The organism is Burkholderia sp. Ac-20353, from assembly GCF_017104785.1.
GTDB lineage: Bacteria > Pseudomonadota > Gammaproteobacteria > Burkholderiales > Burkholderiaceae > Burkholderia.
Genome location: NZ_JAAGPL010000193.1, coordinates 1 through 16,116, shown reverse-complemented (window position 1 = coordinate 16,116; position 16,116 = coordinate 1). Strand labels below are relative to the sequence as shown.

At 68.8% G+C, this 16,116-nt stretch carries 14 protein-coding genes; 10 read left to right on the top strand and 4 right to left on the bottom strand.

The window, feature by feature from the left end; all coding sequences use genetic code 11:
* The coding region (prpR, locus tag G3N94_RS33395; protein WP_205797966.1) for a propionate catabolism operon regulatory protein PrpR at window positions 1-1,582 on the bottom strand (1,582 nt) is incomplete at its 3' end.
* 172 nt (window positions 1,583-1,754) lie between these two features.
* Between prpR and prpB the strand changes: the two genes are divergently transcribed.
* The 5 genes from prpB (at window position 1,755) to G3N94_RS33370 (ending at window position 8,981) form a co-directional block, all read left to right on the top strand.
* On the top strand, window positions 1,755-2,648 hold the full coding sequence (gene prpB / locus G3N94_RS33390) for a methylisocitrate lyase (RefSeq protein WP_205797964.1): 894 nt from the start codon (window positions 1,755-1,757) through the stop codon (window positions 2,646-2,648).
* 49 nt (window positions 2,649-2,697) lie between these two features.
* Window positions 2,698-3,870 carry a 2-methylcitrate synthase gene (gene prpC, locus G3N94_RS33385; protein ID WP_205797962.1) on the top strand — a complete coding sequence of 391 codons (1,173 nt, stop codon included), beginning with the start codon at window positions 2,698-2,700 and terminating at the stop codon, window positions 3,868-3,870.
* An 80-nt stretch (window positions 3,871-3,950) separates the two neighbouring features.
* Window positions 3,951-6,545 (top strand): Fe/S-dependent 2-methylisocitrate dehydratase AcnD, encoded by a 2,595-nt coding sequence (gene acnD / locus G3N94_RS33380; protein ID WP_205797968.1) that lies wholly within the window; start codon window positions 3,951-3,953, stop codon window positions 6,543-6,545.
* A 62-nt stretch (window positions 6,546-6,607) separates the two neighbouring features.
* Window positions 6,608-7,798, top strand: a complete 1,191-nt coding sequence (gene prpF / locus G3N94_RS33375) for a 2-methylaconitate cis-trans isomerase PrpF (protein WP_205797960.1) — start codon at window positions 6,608-6,610, stop codon at window positions 7,796-7,798.
* Between the two features lie 130 nt (window positions 7,799-7,928).
* Window positions 7,929-8,981: a CaiB/BaiF CoA-transferase family protein gene (locus G3N94_RS33370; protein WP_205797958.1), complete on the top strand. Its 1,053-nt coding sequence runs from the start codon at window positions 7,929-7,931 to the stop codon at window positions 8,979-8,981.
* A 51-nt stretch (window positions 8,982-9,032) separates the two neighbouring features.
* Here the strand turns inward: G3N94_RS33370 and G3N94_RS33365 are convergent, their stop codons facing one another.
* Entirely contained in the window at window positions 9,033-9,476 is a 444-nt protein-coding gene (locus G3N94_RS33365) for a PaaI family thioesterase (RefSeq protein ID WP_205797956.1), read from the bottom strand.
* A 234-nt stretch (window positions 9,477-9,710) separates the two neighbouring features.
* Here G3N94_RS33365 and G3N94_RS33360 point away from each other — a divergent pair, with 234 nt between their 5' ends.
* The gene (locus G3N94_RS33360; protein WP_205797954.1) at window positions 9,711-11,330 is read left to right on the top strand and encodes a methyl-accepting chemotaxis protein; all 1,620 of its coding nucleotides are present in this window, start codon (window positions 9,711-9,713) and stop codon (window positions 11,328-11,330) included.
* Here the strand turns inward: G3N94_RS33360 and G3N94_RS33355 are convergent.
* The gene (locus tag G3N94_RS33355; protein WP_205797952.1) at window positions 11,303-12,418 is read right to left on the bottom strand and encodes an AGE family epimerase/isomerase; all 1,116 of its coding nucleotides are present in this window, start codon (window positions 12,416-12,418) and stop codon (window positions 11,303-11,305) included. The genes G3N94_RS33360 and G3N94_RS33355 overlap by 28 nt on opposite strands.
* A 110-nt stretch (window positions 12,419-12,528) precedes the next feature.
* Between G3N94_RS33355 and G3N94_RS33350 the strand changes: the two genes are divergently transcribed.
* From G3N94_RS33350 to G3N94_RS33335, 4 genes are all read left to right on the top strand, one after another.
* A complete protein-coding gene (locus G3N94_RS33350) occupies window positions 12,529-13,224 on the top strand; it encodes an MgtC/SapB family protein (RefSeq protein ID WP_205797950.1) in 696 nt (231 codons plus the stop codon).
* An 87-nt stretch (window positions 13,225-13,311) separates the two neighbouring features.
* Window positions 13,312-14,532: a flagellar hook-length control protein FliK gene (locus G3N94_RS33345; RefSeq protein WP_205797948.1), complete on the top strand. Its 1,221-nt coding sequence runs from the start codon at window positions 13,312-13,314 to the stop codon at window positions 14,530-14,532.
* Window positions 14,533-14,706: 174 nt separating this feature from the next.
* Window positions 14,707-14,862 carry a hypothetical protein gene (locus G3N94_RS33340; RefSeq protein WP_167389833.1) on the top strand — a complete coding sequence of 52 codons (156 nt, stop codon included), beginning with the start codon at window positions 14,707-14,709 and terminating at the stop codon, window positions 14,860-14,862.
* Between the two features lie 206 nt (window positions 14,863-15,068).
* The gene (locus G3N94_RS33335) at window positions 15,069-15,548 is read left to right on the top strand and encodes a GNAT family N-acetyltransferase (RefSeq protein ID WP_205797946.1); all 480 of its coding nucleotides are present in this window, start codon (window positions 15,069-15,071) and stop codon (window positions 15,546-15,548) included.
* 76 nt (window positions 15,549-15,624) lie between these two features.
* On the opposite strand, the gene G3N94_RS33330 is transcribed toward G3N94_RS33335, so the two are convergent.
* On the bottom strand, window positions 15,625-16,116 hold a 492-nt coding region (locus G3N94_RS33330), incomplete at its 5' end, for an HAD-IC family P-type ATPase (protein ID WP_205797944.1).

Here is a 16,116-nt window from a genome sequence, read left to right as displayed (position 1 = left end):
GCCGCCGCTCCCGCCGCCCCGCCTGCACCAGCAGCGCCGCCGCCAGCGCGGTATTGCCCGCCGTGCGCTCGCACCGCGGCGGCAGCCCGACGTTCAGGATGTTGAGCCGGTAATAGAGGTCCGCGCGGAACGTGCCGTCCTCGACGGCCGCGAGCAGCGGACGATGGGTCGCGGCGATCACGCGCACGTCGATGCGGATCGGCTCCGTTGACCCGAGGCGGATCACCTCGCGCTCCTGCAGCACGCGCAGCAGCCGGCTTTGCAGCGACGGCGGCATCTCGCCGATCTCGTCGAGGAACAGCGTGCCGCGATGCGCGGCTTCGAACAGGCCCGTCTTGCCGCCGCGCCGCGCGCCCGTGAACGCGCCTTCCTCGTAGCCGAACAGCTCGCTTTCGAGCAGCGCTTCCGGAAACGCGCCGCAGTTGACCGCGACGAACGGATAGCTGCGCCGTGCGGACAGCGCATGCAGGCTCTGCGCGATCATCTCCTTGCCGGTGCCGCTTTCGCCGAGCACGAGCACGGTCGCGTCGGATTTTGCGTAGCGGCGCACGAGATCGCGCACGCGCGTCATCGGCACCGACGTGCCGACCACGTCGTCGAGCGTGTAGCGCGCCGCGAACTGCTGCGTGTTCGGCTGCGAGCGCAGCGCGCGGTCGAGCCGTTCGACCGCGCGCGATTCCTGGAAGGTCAGCACGCTGCCCGACAGCACGCCGCGATCGACGAGCGGCCCGCGGTGCACGACATAGCGCACGCCGCGTACGGTCGCGAGCGCGTCGCCGTCGTCGCCGCGCAGCGTGCGCAGTTCCGGCGTCAGATCGACGAGTGCGCGCCCGACGGCCGCAGCGGGTTCGACCCCGAGCGCTTGCGCGAGCCGTTCGTTGATCGCCTCGACCCGGCCGCGCGCGTCGAGTGCGACCACGCCGTCGCGCAGGTGCTGGAGCAGGTTGTCGAGCCGCTGGCGCCGCAGCGCCTCCGCGTGCGTCGCGTAGGCAACCTCGAGCGCGGTGTCGACGGCCTTGCGCACCGATGCATGCGAATACAGGAACACGGCGCCCATGCCGGCGCTCGCCGCGAGGTCGGTAACGAGCCCCGGGCCGACGATCGTTTCGATGCCGCGGTCGTGCAGTTCGTGCACGCACGCTTCCGCTTCCTGTGCGGACTGATATGACGCAAACTCCACGTCGAGGCCATACGCGGCGACGAAGCGGCGCACCTCGGGCGGCGTCTCGCCGACACTGACGAGCGCGATCCGCGACGCGTCGCGCCGGGCGCGCGCGAGCGCCTGCATCACGTCGAAGCCGGTCGGCGTGACGACCACGACCGGCACCGGCGCGCGCGTCTTCAGGAAGCCGCCGTTCGAGCCTGCCGCGACGATCACGTCGGGCCGCGCGGCGCCCGCCTCGGCGATCGCGTTCAGCGCTTCTTCATAAGCGCGCGACACGATGCGCACGTCGGCGCGGTCGTCGAATTCGCCGGCGATCTCGCGAAAGAGGTCGCGCAGACGGCTGATGCCCATCGCCCAGACGCGCGGCCGCACCGCGCGTTCGGCGGGGCCGACAGGCTTGATCGAGGAGATGTCCATGACGGCCGATTATGCGCGCGAGATTTCATTTTTGGAACACGAGATTTCCAAATTGAAATTTCCGGAGGCGATGCGCAAGCGCCCGGTTGCTTAAGAATCAGTGGGTTAGCAGCGATACGCGAGCTGGCCCGTTCCTTGCTGTTCTAACGTGCATTCCCTCAGGAGGCCGTTCATGAGCAACACGCATCTTCAAAGCGCCGGCGCGAAATTCCGCGCGGCAGTCGCGGCCGAGCAGCCGCTGCAGGTGGTCGGCGCGATCACCGCGTACGCTGCCAAGATGGCCCAGGCGGTCGGCTTCAAGGCCGTCTACCTGTCGGGCGGCGGCGTCGCCGCGAATTCGCTCGGCATCCCCGATCTCGGCATCAGCACGATGGAAGACGTGCTGATCGACGCGAACCGGATCACCAATGCGACCGACCTGCCGCTGCTCGTCGACATCGATACGGGCTGGGGCGGCGCGTTCAACATCGCGCGCACGGTTCGCTCGTTCATCAAGGCCGGCGTCGCGGCCGTACACCTCGAGGACCAGGTCGGCCAGAAGCGCTGCGGCCACCGTCCGGGCAAGGAAGTCGTGCCGATCGAAGAAATGGTCGATCGCGTCAAGGCCGCGGTCGACGCGCGTACGGACGACCAGTTCGTGATCATGGCCCGCACCGACGCGGCTGCCGCCGAAGGGATCGACTCGGCAATCGAGCGCGCGGTGGCCTATGTCGAGGCTGGCGCGGACATGATCTTCCCGGAAGCGATGAAGACGCTCGACGACTACCGCCGCTTCAAGGCGGCCGTGAAGGTGCCGATCCTCGCGAACCTGACCGAATTCGGCTCGACGCCGCTGTTCACCGTCGACGAACTGCGCGAGGCGAACGTCGACATCGCGCTGTACTGCTGCGGCGCGTATCGCGCGATGAACAAGGCCGCGCTGAATTTCTACGAGACGCTGCGCCGCGACGGCACGCAGAAGGCAGCGGTGCCGACGATGCAGACGCGCGCCGAGCTGTACGACTTCCTCGGCTATCACGAATACGAACGGAAGCTGGACGAACTGTTCGCGCAGGGCAAGAAGTAACGCGGCCCGCACCCCACGAGACACGCATCTGAAATTGGAGAACCGAAACATGAGCGAGACGAAAGACGCAGCAGCACCGGCCGCCGCAGGCGCATTCAAGCCGAAGAAGTCGGTTGCGCTGTCGGGCGTGACGGCCGGCAACACGGCGCTGTGCACGGTCGGCAAGACCGGCAACGACCTGCACTATCGTGGCTACGACATCCTCGACGTCGCGGAATCGTGCGAATTCGAGGAAATCGCGCACCTGCTCGTGCACGAGACGCTGCCGAACCTGACCGAACTGGCCGCGTACAAGACCAAGCTGCGTTCGCTGCGCGGCCTGCCGAGCGCGCTGAAGGCCGCGCTCGAACAGATCCCGGCATCCGCGCATCCGATGGACGTGATGCGCACGGGCGTGTCGGTGCTCGGCACCGTGCTGCCGGAGAAGGACGACCACAACCTGCCGGGCGCGCGCGACATCGCCGACCGCCTGATGGCATCGCTCGGCTCGATGCTGCTGTACTGGTATCACTTCTCGCACAACGGCAAGCGCATCGAGACCGAAACCGACGACGATTCGATCGGCGGCCATTTCCTGCATCTGCTGCACGGCAAGACGCCGTCGAAGTCGTGGGTCGACGCGATGCACACGTCGCTGATCCTGTACGCGGAGCATGAGTTCAACGCATCGACGTTTACCGGCCGCGTGATCGCGGGCACGGGCTCGGACATCTACTCGGCGATCACCGGCGCGATCGGCGCGCTGCGCGGCCCGAAGCACGGCGGCGCGAACGAAGTCGCGTATGAGATCCAGAGCCGCTACCGCTCGCCGGACGAAGCGGAAGTCGACATCCGCAGCCGTGTCGAGAACAAGGAAGTCGTGATCGGCTTCGGCCACCCCGTCTACACGATCTCCGATCCGCGCAACAAGGTGATCAAGGGCGTCGCGCACAAGCTGTCGAAGGAAGCGGGCGACCTGAAGCTGTACAACATCGCCGAGCGCCTCGAGTCGGTGATGTGGGACGCGAAGAAGATGTTCCCGAACCTCGACTGGTTCAGCGCGGTGTCGTATCACATGATGGGCGTGCCGACCGCGATGTTCACGCCGCTGTTCGTGATCTCGCGTACGTCCGGCTGGGCCGCGCACATCATCGAGCAGCGCGTCGACAACAAGATCATCCGCCCGAGCGCGAACTACACGGGCCCGGACGATCTGCAGTTCGTGTCGATCGAGAAGCGCTGACACGCCAGCAGCGCGCGGCGGCCGTCGCCACACGGGCGGCCGCCGCGCGCTGAACGTCATACCCAGGTTGCCCCCACATGATGAATACCGCCTACCGCAAACCCCTGCCCGGCACGTCGCTGGATTACTTCGACGCGCGTGCCGCGGTCGAAGCGATCGCGCCCGGCGCCTACGACACGCTGCCGTACACGTCGCGCGTGCTCGCCGAAAACCTCGTGCGCCGCTGCGATCCGGCGATCCTCGCCGATTCGCTGAAACAGATCATCGAGCGCAAGCGCGAACGCGATTTCCCGTGGTTCCCGGCGCGCGTCGTGTGCCATGACATCCTCGGCCAGACGGCGCTCGTCGATCTCGCCGGCCTGCGCGACGCGATTGCCGAGCGCGGCGGCGACCCGGCCAAGGTGAACCCGGTCGTGCCCGTGCAGCTGATCGTCGATCACTCGCTCGCCGTCGAGTGCGGCGGCTTCGATCCGGACGCGTTCGCGAAGAACCGCGCGATCGAGGATCGCCGCAACGAGGATCGCTTCCACTTCATCGAATGGACGAAAAAGTCGTTCGAGAACGTCGACGTGATCCCGCCGGGCAACGGCATCATGCACCAGATCAACCTGGAGAAGATGTCACCGGTGATCCAGGCGCATGACGGTGTCGCGTACCCGGACACCTGCGTCGGCACCGACAGCCACACGCCGCACGTCGACGCGCTCGGCGTGATCGCGGTCGGCGTCGGCGGGCTGGAAGCCGAGAACGTGATGCTCGGCCGCGCGTCGTGGATGCGGCTGCCGGATATCGTCGGCGTCGAGCTGACCGGCAAGCGCCAGCCGGGCATCACCGCGACCGACGTCGTGCTCGCGCTGACCGAGTTCCTGCGCAAGGAGAAGGTGGTCGGCGCGTACCTGGAATTCCGTGGTGAAGGCGCAGCGAGCCTGACGCTCGGCGACCGCGCGACGATTTCGAACATGGCGCCCGAATATGGTGCGACGGCCGCGATGTTCTTCATCGATGGCCAGACGACCGACTACCTGCGCCTCACGGGCCGCAGCGACGAGCAGGTGACGCTCGTCGAGACCTACGCGAAGGAAGCGGGCCTGTGGGCCGATACGCTGGATAAAGCGCAATACGAGCGCACGCTGACGTTCGACCTGTCGTCGGTGGTGCGCAACATGGCCGGCCCGTCGAACCCGCACAAGCGGCTGCCGACGTCGGACCTCGCCGCGCGCGGGATCGCCGGCCAATGGGAAGAGAAGGCGGGCGAGATGCCCGACGGCGCGGTGATCATCGCCGCGATCACGAGCTGCACGAACACCAGCAACCCGCGCAACGTGATCGCCGCGGCGCTGCTCGCGCGCAACGCGAACGCGCGCGGCCTCGTGCGCAAGCCGTGGGTGAAGAGCTCGCTCGCGCCGGGCTCGAAGGCGGTCGAGCTGTATCTGGAAGAAGCGAACCTGCTGCCGGAACTGGAGAAGCTCGGCTTCGGCATCGTCGCGTTCGCGTGCACGACCTGTAACGGGATGTCCGGCGCGCTCGACCCGAAGATCCAGCAAGAAATCGTCGATCGCGACCTGTACGCGACCGCCGTGCTGTCCGGCAACCGCAACTTCGACGGCCGCATCCATCCGTATGCGAAGCAGGCGTTCCTCGCGTCGCCGCCGCTCGTCGTCGCATATGCGATCGCGGGCACGATCCGCTTCGACATCGAGAAGGACGTGCTCGGCCACGACCAGGACGGCAAGCCGGTCACGCTGAAGGACATCTGGCCGACCGACGAGGAAATCGACGCGATCGTCGCGTCGAGCGTGAAGCCCGAGCAGTTCCGCAAGGTCTACGAACCGATGTTCGCGCGTAGCGCCGACGCGGGCGAGCGCGCGGCGCCGCTGTACGACTGGCGGCCGCAGAGCACCTATATCCGCCGTCCGCCGTACTGGGAAGGCGCGCTCGCCGGCGAGCGCACGCTGCAGGGGATGCGCCCGCTCGCGGTGCTCGGCGACAACATCACGACCGACCACCTGTCGCCGTCGAACGCGATCCTCGCGAACAGCGCGGCCGGCGAATACCTCGCGAAGATGGGCCTGCCGGAAGAAGACTTCAACTCGTACGCGACGCACCGGGGAGACCACCTCACAGCGCAGCGCGCAACCTTCGCGAACCCGACGCTGATCAACGAGATGGCGGTGGTCGACGGCGCGGTGAAGAAGGGCTCGCTCGCACGCGTCGAGCCGGAAGGCAACGTGATGCGGATGTGGGAAGCGATCGAGACGTACATGAATCGCAAGCAGCCGCTGATCGTCGTCGCGGGCGCCGACTACGGCCAGGGCTCGTCGCGCGACTGGGCCGCGAAGGGCGTGCGGCTCGCGGGCGTCGAGGCGATCGTCGCGGAAGGCTTCGAGCGGATCCACCGCACGAACCTGATCGGGATGGGCGTGCTGCCGCTCGAGTTCAAGGCGGGCACGAACCGCACGACGCTCGGCATCGACGGCACCGAGACGTTCGACGTGATCGGCGAGCGCACGCCGCGCGCCGACCTGACGCTCGTGATTCACCGCAAGAACGGCGAGCGCGTCGAGGTGCCGGTGACGTGCCGGCTCGATACGGCCGAGGAAGTGTCGATCTACGACGCGGGCGGCGTGCTGCAGCGCTTCGCGCAGGACTTCCTCGAATCGTCGCAGGCGGCTTGACGAGGTAGCGGAGGCGATGCGGCGACGCATCGCCTCGCGGTTTCAACACTGAATACACCGACATGGCTCACATTCCTCAAATCAGGGTTCCCGCGACCTACATCCGCGGCGGCACCAGCAAGGGCGTGTTCTTCCGCCTGCAGGACCTGCCCGAGGCCGCGCAGGCGCCGGGCGCCGCACGCGACGCGCTGCTGCTGCGCGTGATCGGCAGCCCCGATCCGTACGGCAAGCAGATCGACGGGATGGGCGGCGCGACGTCGAGCACGAGCAAGACGGTGATCGTGTCGAAGAGCACGCGGCCCGGCCACGACGTCGACTATCTGTTCGGCCAGGTGTCGATCGACAAGGCGTTCGTCGACTGGACCGGCAACTGCGGCAACCTGTCGGCGGCAGTCGGCCCGTTCGCGATCAGCGGCGGCCTCGTCGATCCGGCGCGTGTGCCGCGCGACGGCGTCGCGACCGTGCGGATCTGGCAGGCGAACATCGGCAAGACGATCGTCGCCCATGTGCCGGTCACGAACGGCGCGGTGCAGGAGACGGGCGACTTCGAACTCGACGGCGTCACGTTCCCGGCCGCGGAAGTGCAGCTCGAATTCATGGATCCGGCTGCCGAGGAAGACGGCGCGGGCGGCTCGATGTTCCCGACCGGCAACCTCGTCGACGATCTCGCGGTGCCGGGCGTCGGCACGCTGAAGGCGACGATGATCAACGCGGGGATCCCGACGATCTTCGTCGACGCGGAGGCGATCGGCTACACGGGTACCGAGCTGCAGGATGCGATCAACGGCGACGCGAAGGCGCTCGAGAAGTTCGAGACGATCCGCGCGCACGGCGCGCTGCGGATGGGCCTGATCGACACGCTCGACGAGATCGCGACGCGCCAGCACACGCCGAAGATCGCGTTCGTCGCGAAGCCGGCCGACTATGTCGCGTCGAGCGGCAAGCGGGTCGCGGCCGGCGACGTCGACCTGCTGGTGCGCGCGATGTCGATGGGCAAGCTGCATCACGCGATGATGGGCACGGCGGCGGTTGCGATCGGCACCGCGGCGGCGATTCCGGGCACGCTCGTGAACCTCGCGGCGGGCGGTGGCGAGCGCCAGGCCGTGCGCTTCGGGCATCCGTCGGGCACGCTGCGCGTCGGCGCTGAAGCGAAGCTGGAAAACGGCGAGTGGACTGTCACCAAGGCGATCATGAGCCGCAGCGCGCGCGTGCTGATGGAAGGCTGGGTGCGCGTGCCGGGGGATGCGTTCTGATGGGCGCGCGGCCCGGCCGGCGCGAACGGTCCGGGCTGCCGCGCGATGGAAAGATGGTCATCCTGATCCCTGCGAAGCGGACCCCGCCGAGCAGGGATTTTTTGTTTTGAACGGGCAACAGGAGAACCGCATGCCGCTCGAATCGCCGCTAAAAGGCGTCCATATCGTCGAATTCGAAGGCCTCGGCCCCGGCCCGCTCGCGGGCTGGATCCTCGCCGGGATGGGTGCGCAGGTCACGCTGATCGCGCGTCCGGCCGGCCGCACGAGCGCGCCGGACGCGCTGCAGAGCAGCGACGGCGATCTGCTGCGCGACGGGAAGACGATCGTTCCGCTCGACCTGAAGACGCCGGCGGGGCGTGACGACGCGCTTGCGCTGATTTCACGCGCCGACGCGCTGATCGAAGGGTTGCGGCCCGGTGTGATGGAGCGCCTCGGGCTCGGGCCGGCGGACTGCGCACCGCACAATCCGCGCCTCGTGTACGGCCGGATGACCGGTTGGGGCCAGACGGGGCCGCTTGCGGCTGCGGCCGGCCACGACCTGAACTACGTCGCGCTGACGGGCCTGCTGTCGCTGTCCGCGCCGCGCGGCGACAAACCTGGCGTGCCGCCGACCGTCGTCGGCGACGCGGGTGGCGCGCTCGGACTCGCGTTCGGGATCGTCTGTGCGCTGTTCGACGTGCGCGCGGGCGGGCCGGGGCGGGTGGTCGACGGCGCGATCGTCGACATCGTCGCGATGCTCGGCACGCTCGCGCTGTGGGCGCGCGCGAACGGCCAGCTCGACGGCGCGCAGCCGAGCCTGTTTCACGACGCGCCGTTCTATGATGTCTATCGCTGCGCCGACGGCGCATGTGTGACGATCGGCGCGCTCGAGCCGCCGTTCTATGCGCTGCTGATCGAACGCCTGGGGCTCACGGATGTCGATCCGGCGTCACAGTACGACCGAACGCGGTGGCCGGCGCTGAAGGCGCGTTTCGGGGAGGTGTTTGCGCAGCAGCCATCCGCGCATTGGCGCGCGCTGCTGGAGGGCAGCGACGCGTGCTTCGCGCCGGTGCTGAGCGTGGGCGATGCGGCAACCCATCCGCACAACGCCGCGCGAGGGATCTATCGCACCGATGCGGACGGCACCGTGCGGGCGCGCGTGGCGCCGCGTTTCCTGCCGCTGACGGGGGGCGACGCGGATTAGGGGCTGCGTTCACCGGCTCGTTCGCAAGCCTGATGTTGGCGAGAACCGGCGTCAGGCCGCTTCCTCCGGCGCCCCAGGAACCTTCCCGTCGCCGACGCGGTTGATCGTCCCCTGCGCGATCGCGACGAGCCGCTCGTGATCGCCGTCGATGACGAACACGTGACACTGGCAGGTCGCCTGCTGCCGTCCCGCATACACGATCTTCGCGCGCGCGACGAGCGTGCCGTTCACGGCCGGCCGCAGGTAGTTGATCTTGTATTCGGCCGTGATCACGCGCGGCCCGAGCGCGAGCGCGCCCGCGAACGTCAGCGCGTTGTCGGCGAGATAGCTGATGACGCCGCCGTGTACGTAGCCATGCTGCTGCCGCAATTCGTCGCGCACGGGCAGGCACAGCGATACCTCATGCTCGCCGATATGCATCAGCTCCGTGCCGAGCAGCATGCTGAACGGTTGCGCCCGCAATGCGCCGCGGGCGTGATCCACGATGTCCGTCATCGACTTCCTCGCAATGAATGGCCGCTTGCGCTGAACTCTAGGAAGGGGGGCGCGGATAAGCAAGGAAATTCGTCCGCGTTTCTTGCGGCGGGCGGCATCGGACGACTCGATTATTGCTTCGAACGCATGCATTCATGCTCGCCCGTGCGAGATTCCGCGGCCAACGCTAAAGTCCGCGCGCGAAATGCCGCTAACGCCGTGGCATTGCTTCATCGTCGCTCTCCAGGAATCTTCATGTTCAGCAAAATCAAGCTAGCGTCGGGTCTGCTCGGCGTGTTGGCCGTGTTCTGCCTCTTTATGCTCGCGATCGAGGCGCTCGGCTTCTGGTCGTTCACGTCGACGCGCAGCGGCGTCGACGATCTGTCGAACGTCGCGATCGCGCAGGTCGGCGCCGCGAACCAGGCGACCGAGCGCCTGCTCGACGCGCGTATCAACCTGTCGCGCGCCGGCACGCGGATGGTGCGCGGCGGCGCGAAACCGGACGACATCATCCGCCATGCGAGCGATTCGCTCGCCGAGGCGGACAAGGCGTTCGCCGCGCTGACCGCCGTGCAGCCGATCGACGCGGAGAACCGCGCGCGCATCGCTGCGCTCGCCGAGCGCTACAAGGCGATCCACGCGGCGCTCGCGGAACTCGTGCAGTTCCTCGACGGCGGCAACATCCAGGCGTTTCTCGACCAGCCGACGCAAGGCATCCAGGACGCGTACCTTGCCGAACTGCATCGGTTCGTCGACTACGGCAGTGCGTCGAGCCGCGCCGCGCTCGGCACGATCGACGCGGGCATGAGCTGGTTCAAGTGGGTTGGCATCGTGCTGCTGGCCGCGATGCTTGCGAGCAGCGCGGCGATCCATGCGGCCGCGCGGCGCGCGGTCGTCGCGCCGCTCGACGAGGCCGGCCGCCTTTTCGAGCGGATCGCGCAGGGCCGGCTCGACGTGGCCGTGCGCGTGGGCGGCGTGTTCGAGATCGACCGGATGCTGCGCGGGCTCGCGACGATGCAGGCGAGCCTCGCGCAGACCGTGCGCAGCGTGCGCCAAGCGTCCGACGCGATCCACCTCGGCGCGGGCGAGATCGCGAGCGGCAACGCCGACCTGTCGGAGCGCACCGGCACGCAGGCCGCGTCGCTCGAGGAAACCGCCGCGAGCATGGAGGAGCTGACCGCGACCGTGCGCCAGAACACCGACAGCGCCCGCGCGGCGAGCGCGCTGGCCGACGACGCGCTGGAGGCGACGAGCCACGGCGGCGGCGTCGTCGACAGCGTGATCGAGAAAATGCGCGGGATCGCGCAGAGTTCCGGCCGCATCGCGGAAATCATCTCGGTGATCGACGGAATCGCGTTCCAGACCAACATCCTCGCGCTGAACGCGGCGGTCGAGGCCGCGCGCGCGGGCGAACAGGGCCGCGGCTTCGCGGTCGTCGCGGGCGAGGTACGCTCGCTCGCGCAGCGCAGCGCGCAATCGGCGAAGGAGATCAAGACGCTGATCGAGGATTCGGTCGCGCAGATCAACGGCGGCGCGGCGCTCGTCGAGCGCGCGGGCGACGCGATGCGGACGGTGTCGACGTCGATCTCGCGCGTCGTGCAGACGATGGCCGAGATCACGGCCGCGTCGGTCGAGCAGAGCACCGGGATCGAGCAGGTCAACCAGGCCGTCACGCAGATGGATCAGCTGACCCAGCAGAATGCGGCGCTGGTCGAGGAAGTCGCGGCCGCGGCCGCGTCGCTGAACGACCAGACCGCGCACCTGATGCAGGCCGTGTCGGTGTTCGAGCTCGGCGATACGCGCGCGATGCGCGGCGAACGTTCGGCGCCGTCGTTCGCCAGCGCCGATTACGTGCCGGCGGGCAGCGCCGCGTAAGCGGTCGCGAGGTGGTAGGGTGTCGTCGACGGCAGGTCGGCGCGCGACACCTGCCCGTCGGCCGTCTTGCACTCGTACCAGCCGCGCGGATGCAGGAAGCGTGCGGCGAAACGCTCGATCTGCGTCGCGAGCGGCGCGGATGCCGGCGTGCCGCCGTGCGTCGCGAGCGCGCGCAGGTACTCCGTCTGCGCCCAGATCCGCTGCGTGCCGTCGATGCACGCGCCTTGCGCGTCGAGCGCGGCGCTGACGCCGCCCGTCTGCGCATCGACGCCGTGCCGTTCGGCGAATTCGAAGGCCCGCGCGAGCGCGGCGCGCAATCCCGTCTGCGCGATCCGTGCGCCGGCCGCGTCGACCAGATAGAACCATTCGAACTGATGCCCCGGCTCGAAGCGGTTGTCGGCCGAGCCGAGCGGCAGCTCGGCGACGCAGCCGGTCGCCGGATCGACGAACGCGCGTTCGACCGCCTGCGCGGTGCGGGCGAGCGCGTCGTCGAACGCGGTGTCGCCGAACGCTTCGGCTGCGGCGAGCCACGCTTCCGTCAGATGCATCAGCGGATTCTGCAGCGGGCCGGTGCCCGACGACGAGAAATCGGCGTGGCGCGCGGCATCGAGCAGCGCGTTGCCGCGCTGCGGCGCGAAGCGGTCCTGGATCAGCGCGGCCGTCTCCTCGGCGACCGTGCGCGCATCGCGCTCGCCCGACGCCGCGTGCCACGCGGCACACGCGAATACGATGAACGCATGCGTGTACAGATCCTTCGTCGTGTCGAGCGGCGCGCCGGCCGCGTCGACGCTGTAGTGCCAGCCGCCATGGCGCGTATCGCGAAAGCGCCGGCACAATGCATCGAACAGCGTCGCCGCGTGGTCGGTCTCGCCCGCCTGAGCGAACACGAACAGCTGGCGCGCGCACGCCATCGCGCGGTAGCGCGCGACCGGCAGCGGCGCGTGGGTCGCCGGATCGACGGCTTCGAACGGCAGTTGCATCGCGCGGTCGAACCCTGAACCCCGCCAGATCGGCAAGACGACGTGCGCGAAATGGTGGCGCAATTGGGTGGCCTGGGCGGAAGCGGAGTCGGAGTCGGAAACGGACATGACGGGGTTGAGCGCGTGGATCGAATCGTGTCGGCGCGGCACGGATGCGCGCGGCCGGGGCCAAGGATAAAACATTCCGCGCGGCCGACACCACAAAAAGGAGAAAACCGATGCTCAGCAACGTGGAACTTGTCGCGCGGCTCCTGCTGGCGGCCGCGCTCGGCAGCGTGATCGGTTTCGAGCGCGAGCGCCTCGCGTGGGCGGCCGGCCTGCGCACGCACATGCTCGTGTGCGTCGGCTCGGCGTTGTTCATGATCGTGTCGGCTTTCGGCTTCTTCGACGTGCTCGGCCCGCGCAACATCGTGCTCGATCCGTCACGGGTCGCCGCGCAGGTCGTGTCGGGCATCGGCTTCCTGGGCGCGGGCTCGATCCTGCTGCGCGGCGAGATCGTGCGCGGGCTGACGACGGCCGCGAGCCTGTGGTCGGTCGCCGCGATCGGCCTCGCGGTGGGCGGCGGGCTGTACGTCGGAGCGATTTCCGCGACGGTCATCATCCTGATCATCCTCGCGGGCGTGAAGCCGCTCGAACGGCGCTATTTCACGGCGCGGCAGCGGCGCCAGCTCGCGCTGACGGTCGTGCGAGGCGCGCTGACGTTCGATTCGCTGCACGCGGCGCTCGGCCCGGACAGCGCGCGTGTGAAGCAGTTCATCGTCCAGCAGGCCGACGAGGATGACGAGCACGACGACGTGAGGATCGCGCTCGGGCGCGTGTCCGACGTCGAATACCAGGCGATCCGCGACAAACTGCGCGCGCTGCCCGGCGTGATGCGCGTTGACGACGGAGAGAGCCTGTCCGGTGACGAATAAGCGACGGGGCGTGCGACAATGCGCGGTCACTGATTCCGTTCGACGTTCCGGTCCCGCGGTTGCGGGGCCAGCCGCATTCCGATCTCCATGACCGAATCCGTCGCCACGCCTCGTTCCCGTTCCAGCCGTCCGTCCTCCCAGTCCCGTCGTCGCACCGCCGCAGCGGCCGAGCATGCGTCCGCCCGCGCGGCGACGCAGCCGGGCAGTGATGAGCAGGCGGCCGATGCGCCGCGCGACGAGCCCATGCTCGATCTGTTCGGTGATCCGGTGATCGAGACCGGCGACGCGAAGCCGGCTGCGGCGCGTGCCGTGGCGGCCGAGGTGGCGGCGGCTGACGATTCGGCAACGATCGTGTCGGCTCATGAGCAGGCGACATTCGACGGGTTCGGCGCGCCGCAGGCGCCGGCGGTGGGTGAGGGTGCGGCTGAGGGGGGAAGTGAAGGCGAACGGGACGCGGCTGCTACCGAGCGCGTGACGACAGCGGCCGGCAGTTTGACGCCGCCGCCCGCCTCTGTCTCCGCCGTTTCCGGGCAGGAGAACATGGTGGAGACTCCCGCAGACGCGGAAACGACGGCGGCGACCGTGCGCGAGGCAAGCGCCCGCTCGTCGGCCGGGACGACGCGCCGCGCATCGGCCGTCGTGAGCGCGGGCGAAGCGGTGGCGCTGCCTGTGTCGACCGAGGCCGAAACTGCGTCCGAACCGGGCACGCAGCGCACGGCGGTCGGGGCGCAATCCACCGGGCATGCCGAGCCGGCCATTGCGGCGAGCCCGCGTGATGCAGTCGTGCCGGCCACGCCCGCCACGCCCGCCACGCCCGCCGCGCCTTCGGCGGCCCGAACGGACGCACCTGCGGCGGCGTTCATCGCTAAACCATCGCCGAGCCGCATCGAACCGACGGCGGCGGCGCAACCGGCGGGCGCGTCTGCCACCCCGTCCTTCAATCCCGAGATTCACGTGCGTCCGTTGACGGATCGCCTCGCTGCGTTGCAAGCGGAAGCGGACGGGCTGCAACGCGCGGCCGATCGTGAAATGCGCCGGGTGAACAGGCTCCTGCTGGCGCTGGCGCTCGTCATGCTGGCTGCGCTCGTGACACTGGCCACACAGGCGGCGCAGATGTCGCGGCTGAAGGACGACGCCACGGCCCGGCAATTGCGGATCGATCGCCTCACGGCCGATCTGGCGACGCAGCAGGCGACTGTCGTGACGCTGGAACAGCACAACGAGGTGCTGCTGTCGCAGGTCGATCGTCTGGAGCGCAACATGGCCCGACAGACGGCGGCCGTGAAGCGTGCCCGTCACGGAAGATGAGTGTTTCGACCCTGTCTTCCGGGCCTTGCGGCGCGACGCTCGGCGATTCCGTCGCGCGGTCGGTCGCCGGCCGGTTGCGGCAAATTGCTGCGGCGCACTAGCGAGATTTAGGGAAAACCCTTAGAATGGCGCTCATATAGGGAAAACCCCTAGTCAATCCTTCGGGAGCCTCAAATGAGCTTCATCCTCGCGCTGCTGCAAAAGATCGACGACCTGTTCGTTTCGCCGCACCTGCCGCTCGATGCGGAATACTCGTATGCCGCACGTCGCGCCGAAGCCGAGCGCGTGCGTCAGTCGCATCTGGTGCCGCTGTGCCTGTACCGTCGCTGATTCGCTGATTCGCTGATTCGCTGATTCGCTGATTCGCTGATTCGCTGATTCGCCGATCCGCCGATCCGCCGATCCGCCGATCCGCCGATCCGCCCGCGCGGAGCACGCCGCGCGTCGGCTTTTCGCCGACTCACCTCGCCTGGCCGCGCGCTCGCGCGGCCATCCCGCTACACTGGAAATCCGTTCCCTCACGCGGCGATCGGGTCATGTTGCAGATGCGGCCGATGACGGCCGGCGAATTTCACGCATACCGCGCGCGCGCCATCGAAGGCTACGCGCGCGATCTCGTCTCCTCCGGGCAGAACGCCGCCGACGAAGCAGCGGTGCGCGCCCGGGCCTGCTTCGATACGCTGCTGCCGGACGGCCTGCTGACGGCCGGCCAGACGCTCGCGTCGCTCGTCGATTCCGCCAGCGGCGACCCGATCGGCGACCTCTGGTATGCGATCGTGACCGAAGGGCCGAATCGCACGCTGTTCATCTACGACCTCGAAATTGCACCGCCCCGGCGCCGCCAGGGCTGGGCTACGCGCGTGCTCGATGCGCTCGAGGCCGACGCGCGCCGGCACGGCGTCGCCGAAATCGGGCTGTCGGTGTTCAACCACAACGCGGCCGCGCGGGCGCTCTACCGCGCGTGCGGCTTCGTGCCGATCACGACGACGCTGATCAAGCCGATCGTGTCGGGCTAGCACCGGCTCGCGTACGCGTGGCGGACCGAGGAACGCCGTGCAGCGCCGGCCGGTCCGCTAGCGCCAGTCCGCCGTATCATCGCGCGCGCCCCTTCCAGCGCCGCAGCAGCAGCGCGTTCGTGACGACGCTCACGCTGGAAAACGCCATCGCCGCGCCCGCAATCACCGGGTCCAGCCAGCCGAGCGCCGCGAGCGGCACGCCGATCAGGTTGTAGACGAACGCCCAGAACAGGTTCTGCTGGATCTTGCGGTACGTGCGTTTCGAGATGTCGATCGCGTCCGCGACGAGCGCCGGATCGCCGCGCATCAGCGTGATGCCGGCGGTGTGCATCGCGACGTCGGTGCCGGTCGCCATCGCGATGCCAACGTCGGCCGCGGCGAGCGCGGGCGCGTCGTTGATCCCGTCGCCGACCATCGCGACGATGCCGCCGTGCGCGCGCTTCAGGTCCGCGACGACGCGCGCCTTGTCGTCCGGCAGCACCTGCGCGTGAACCTCGCCGATGCCGAGCGACGCCGCGACCGCCGCCGCGCTGCCGCGGTTGTCGCCTGTCACCAGCACGCTTGCGAC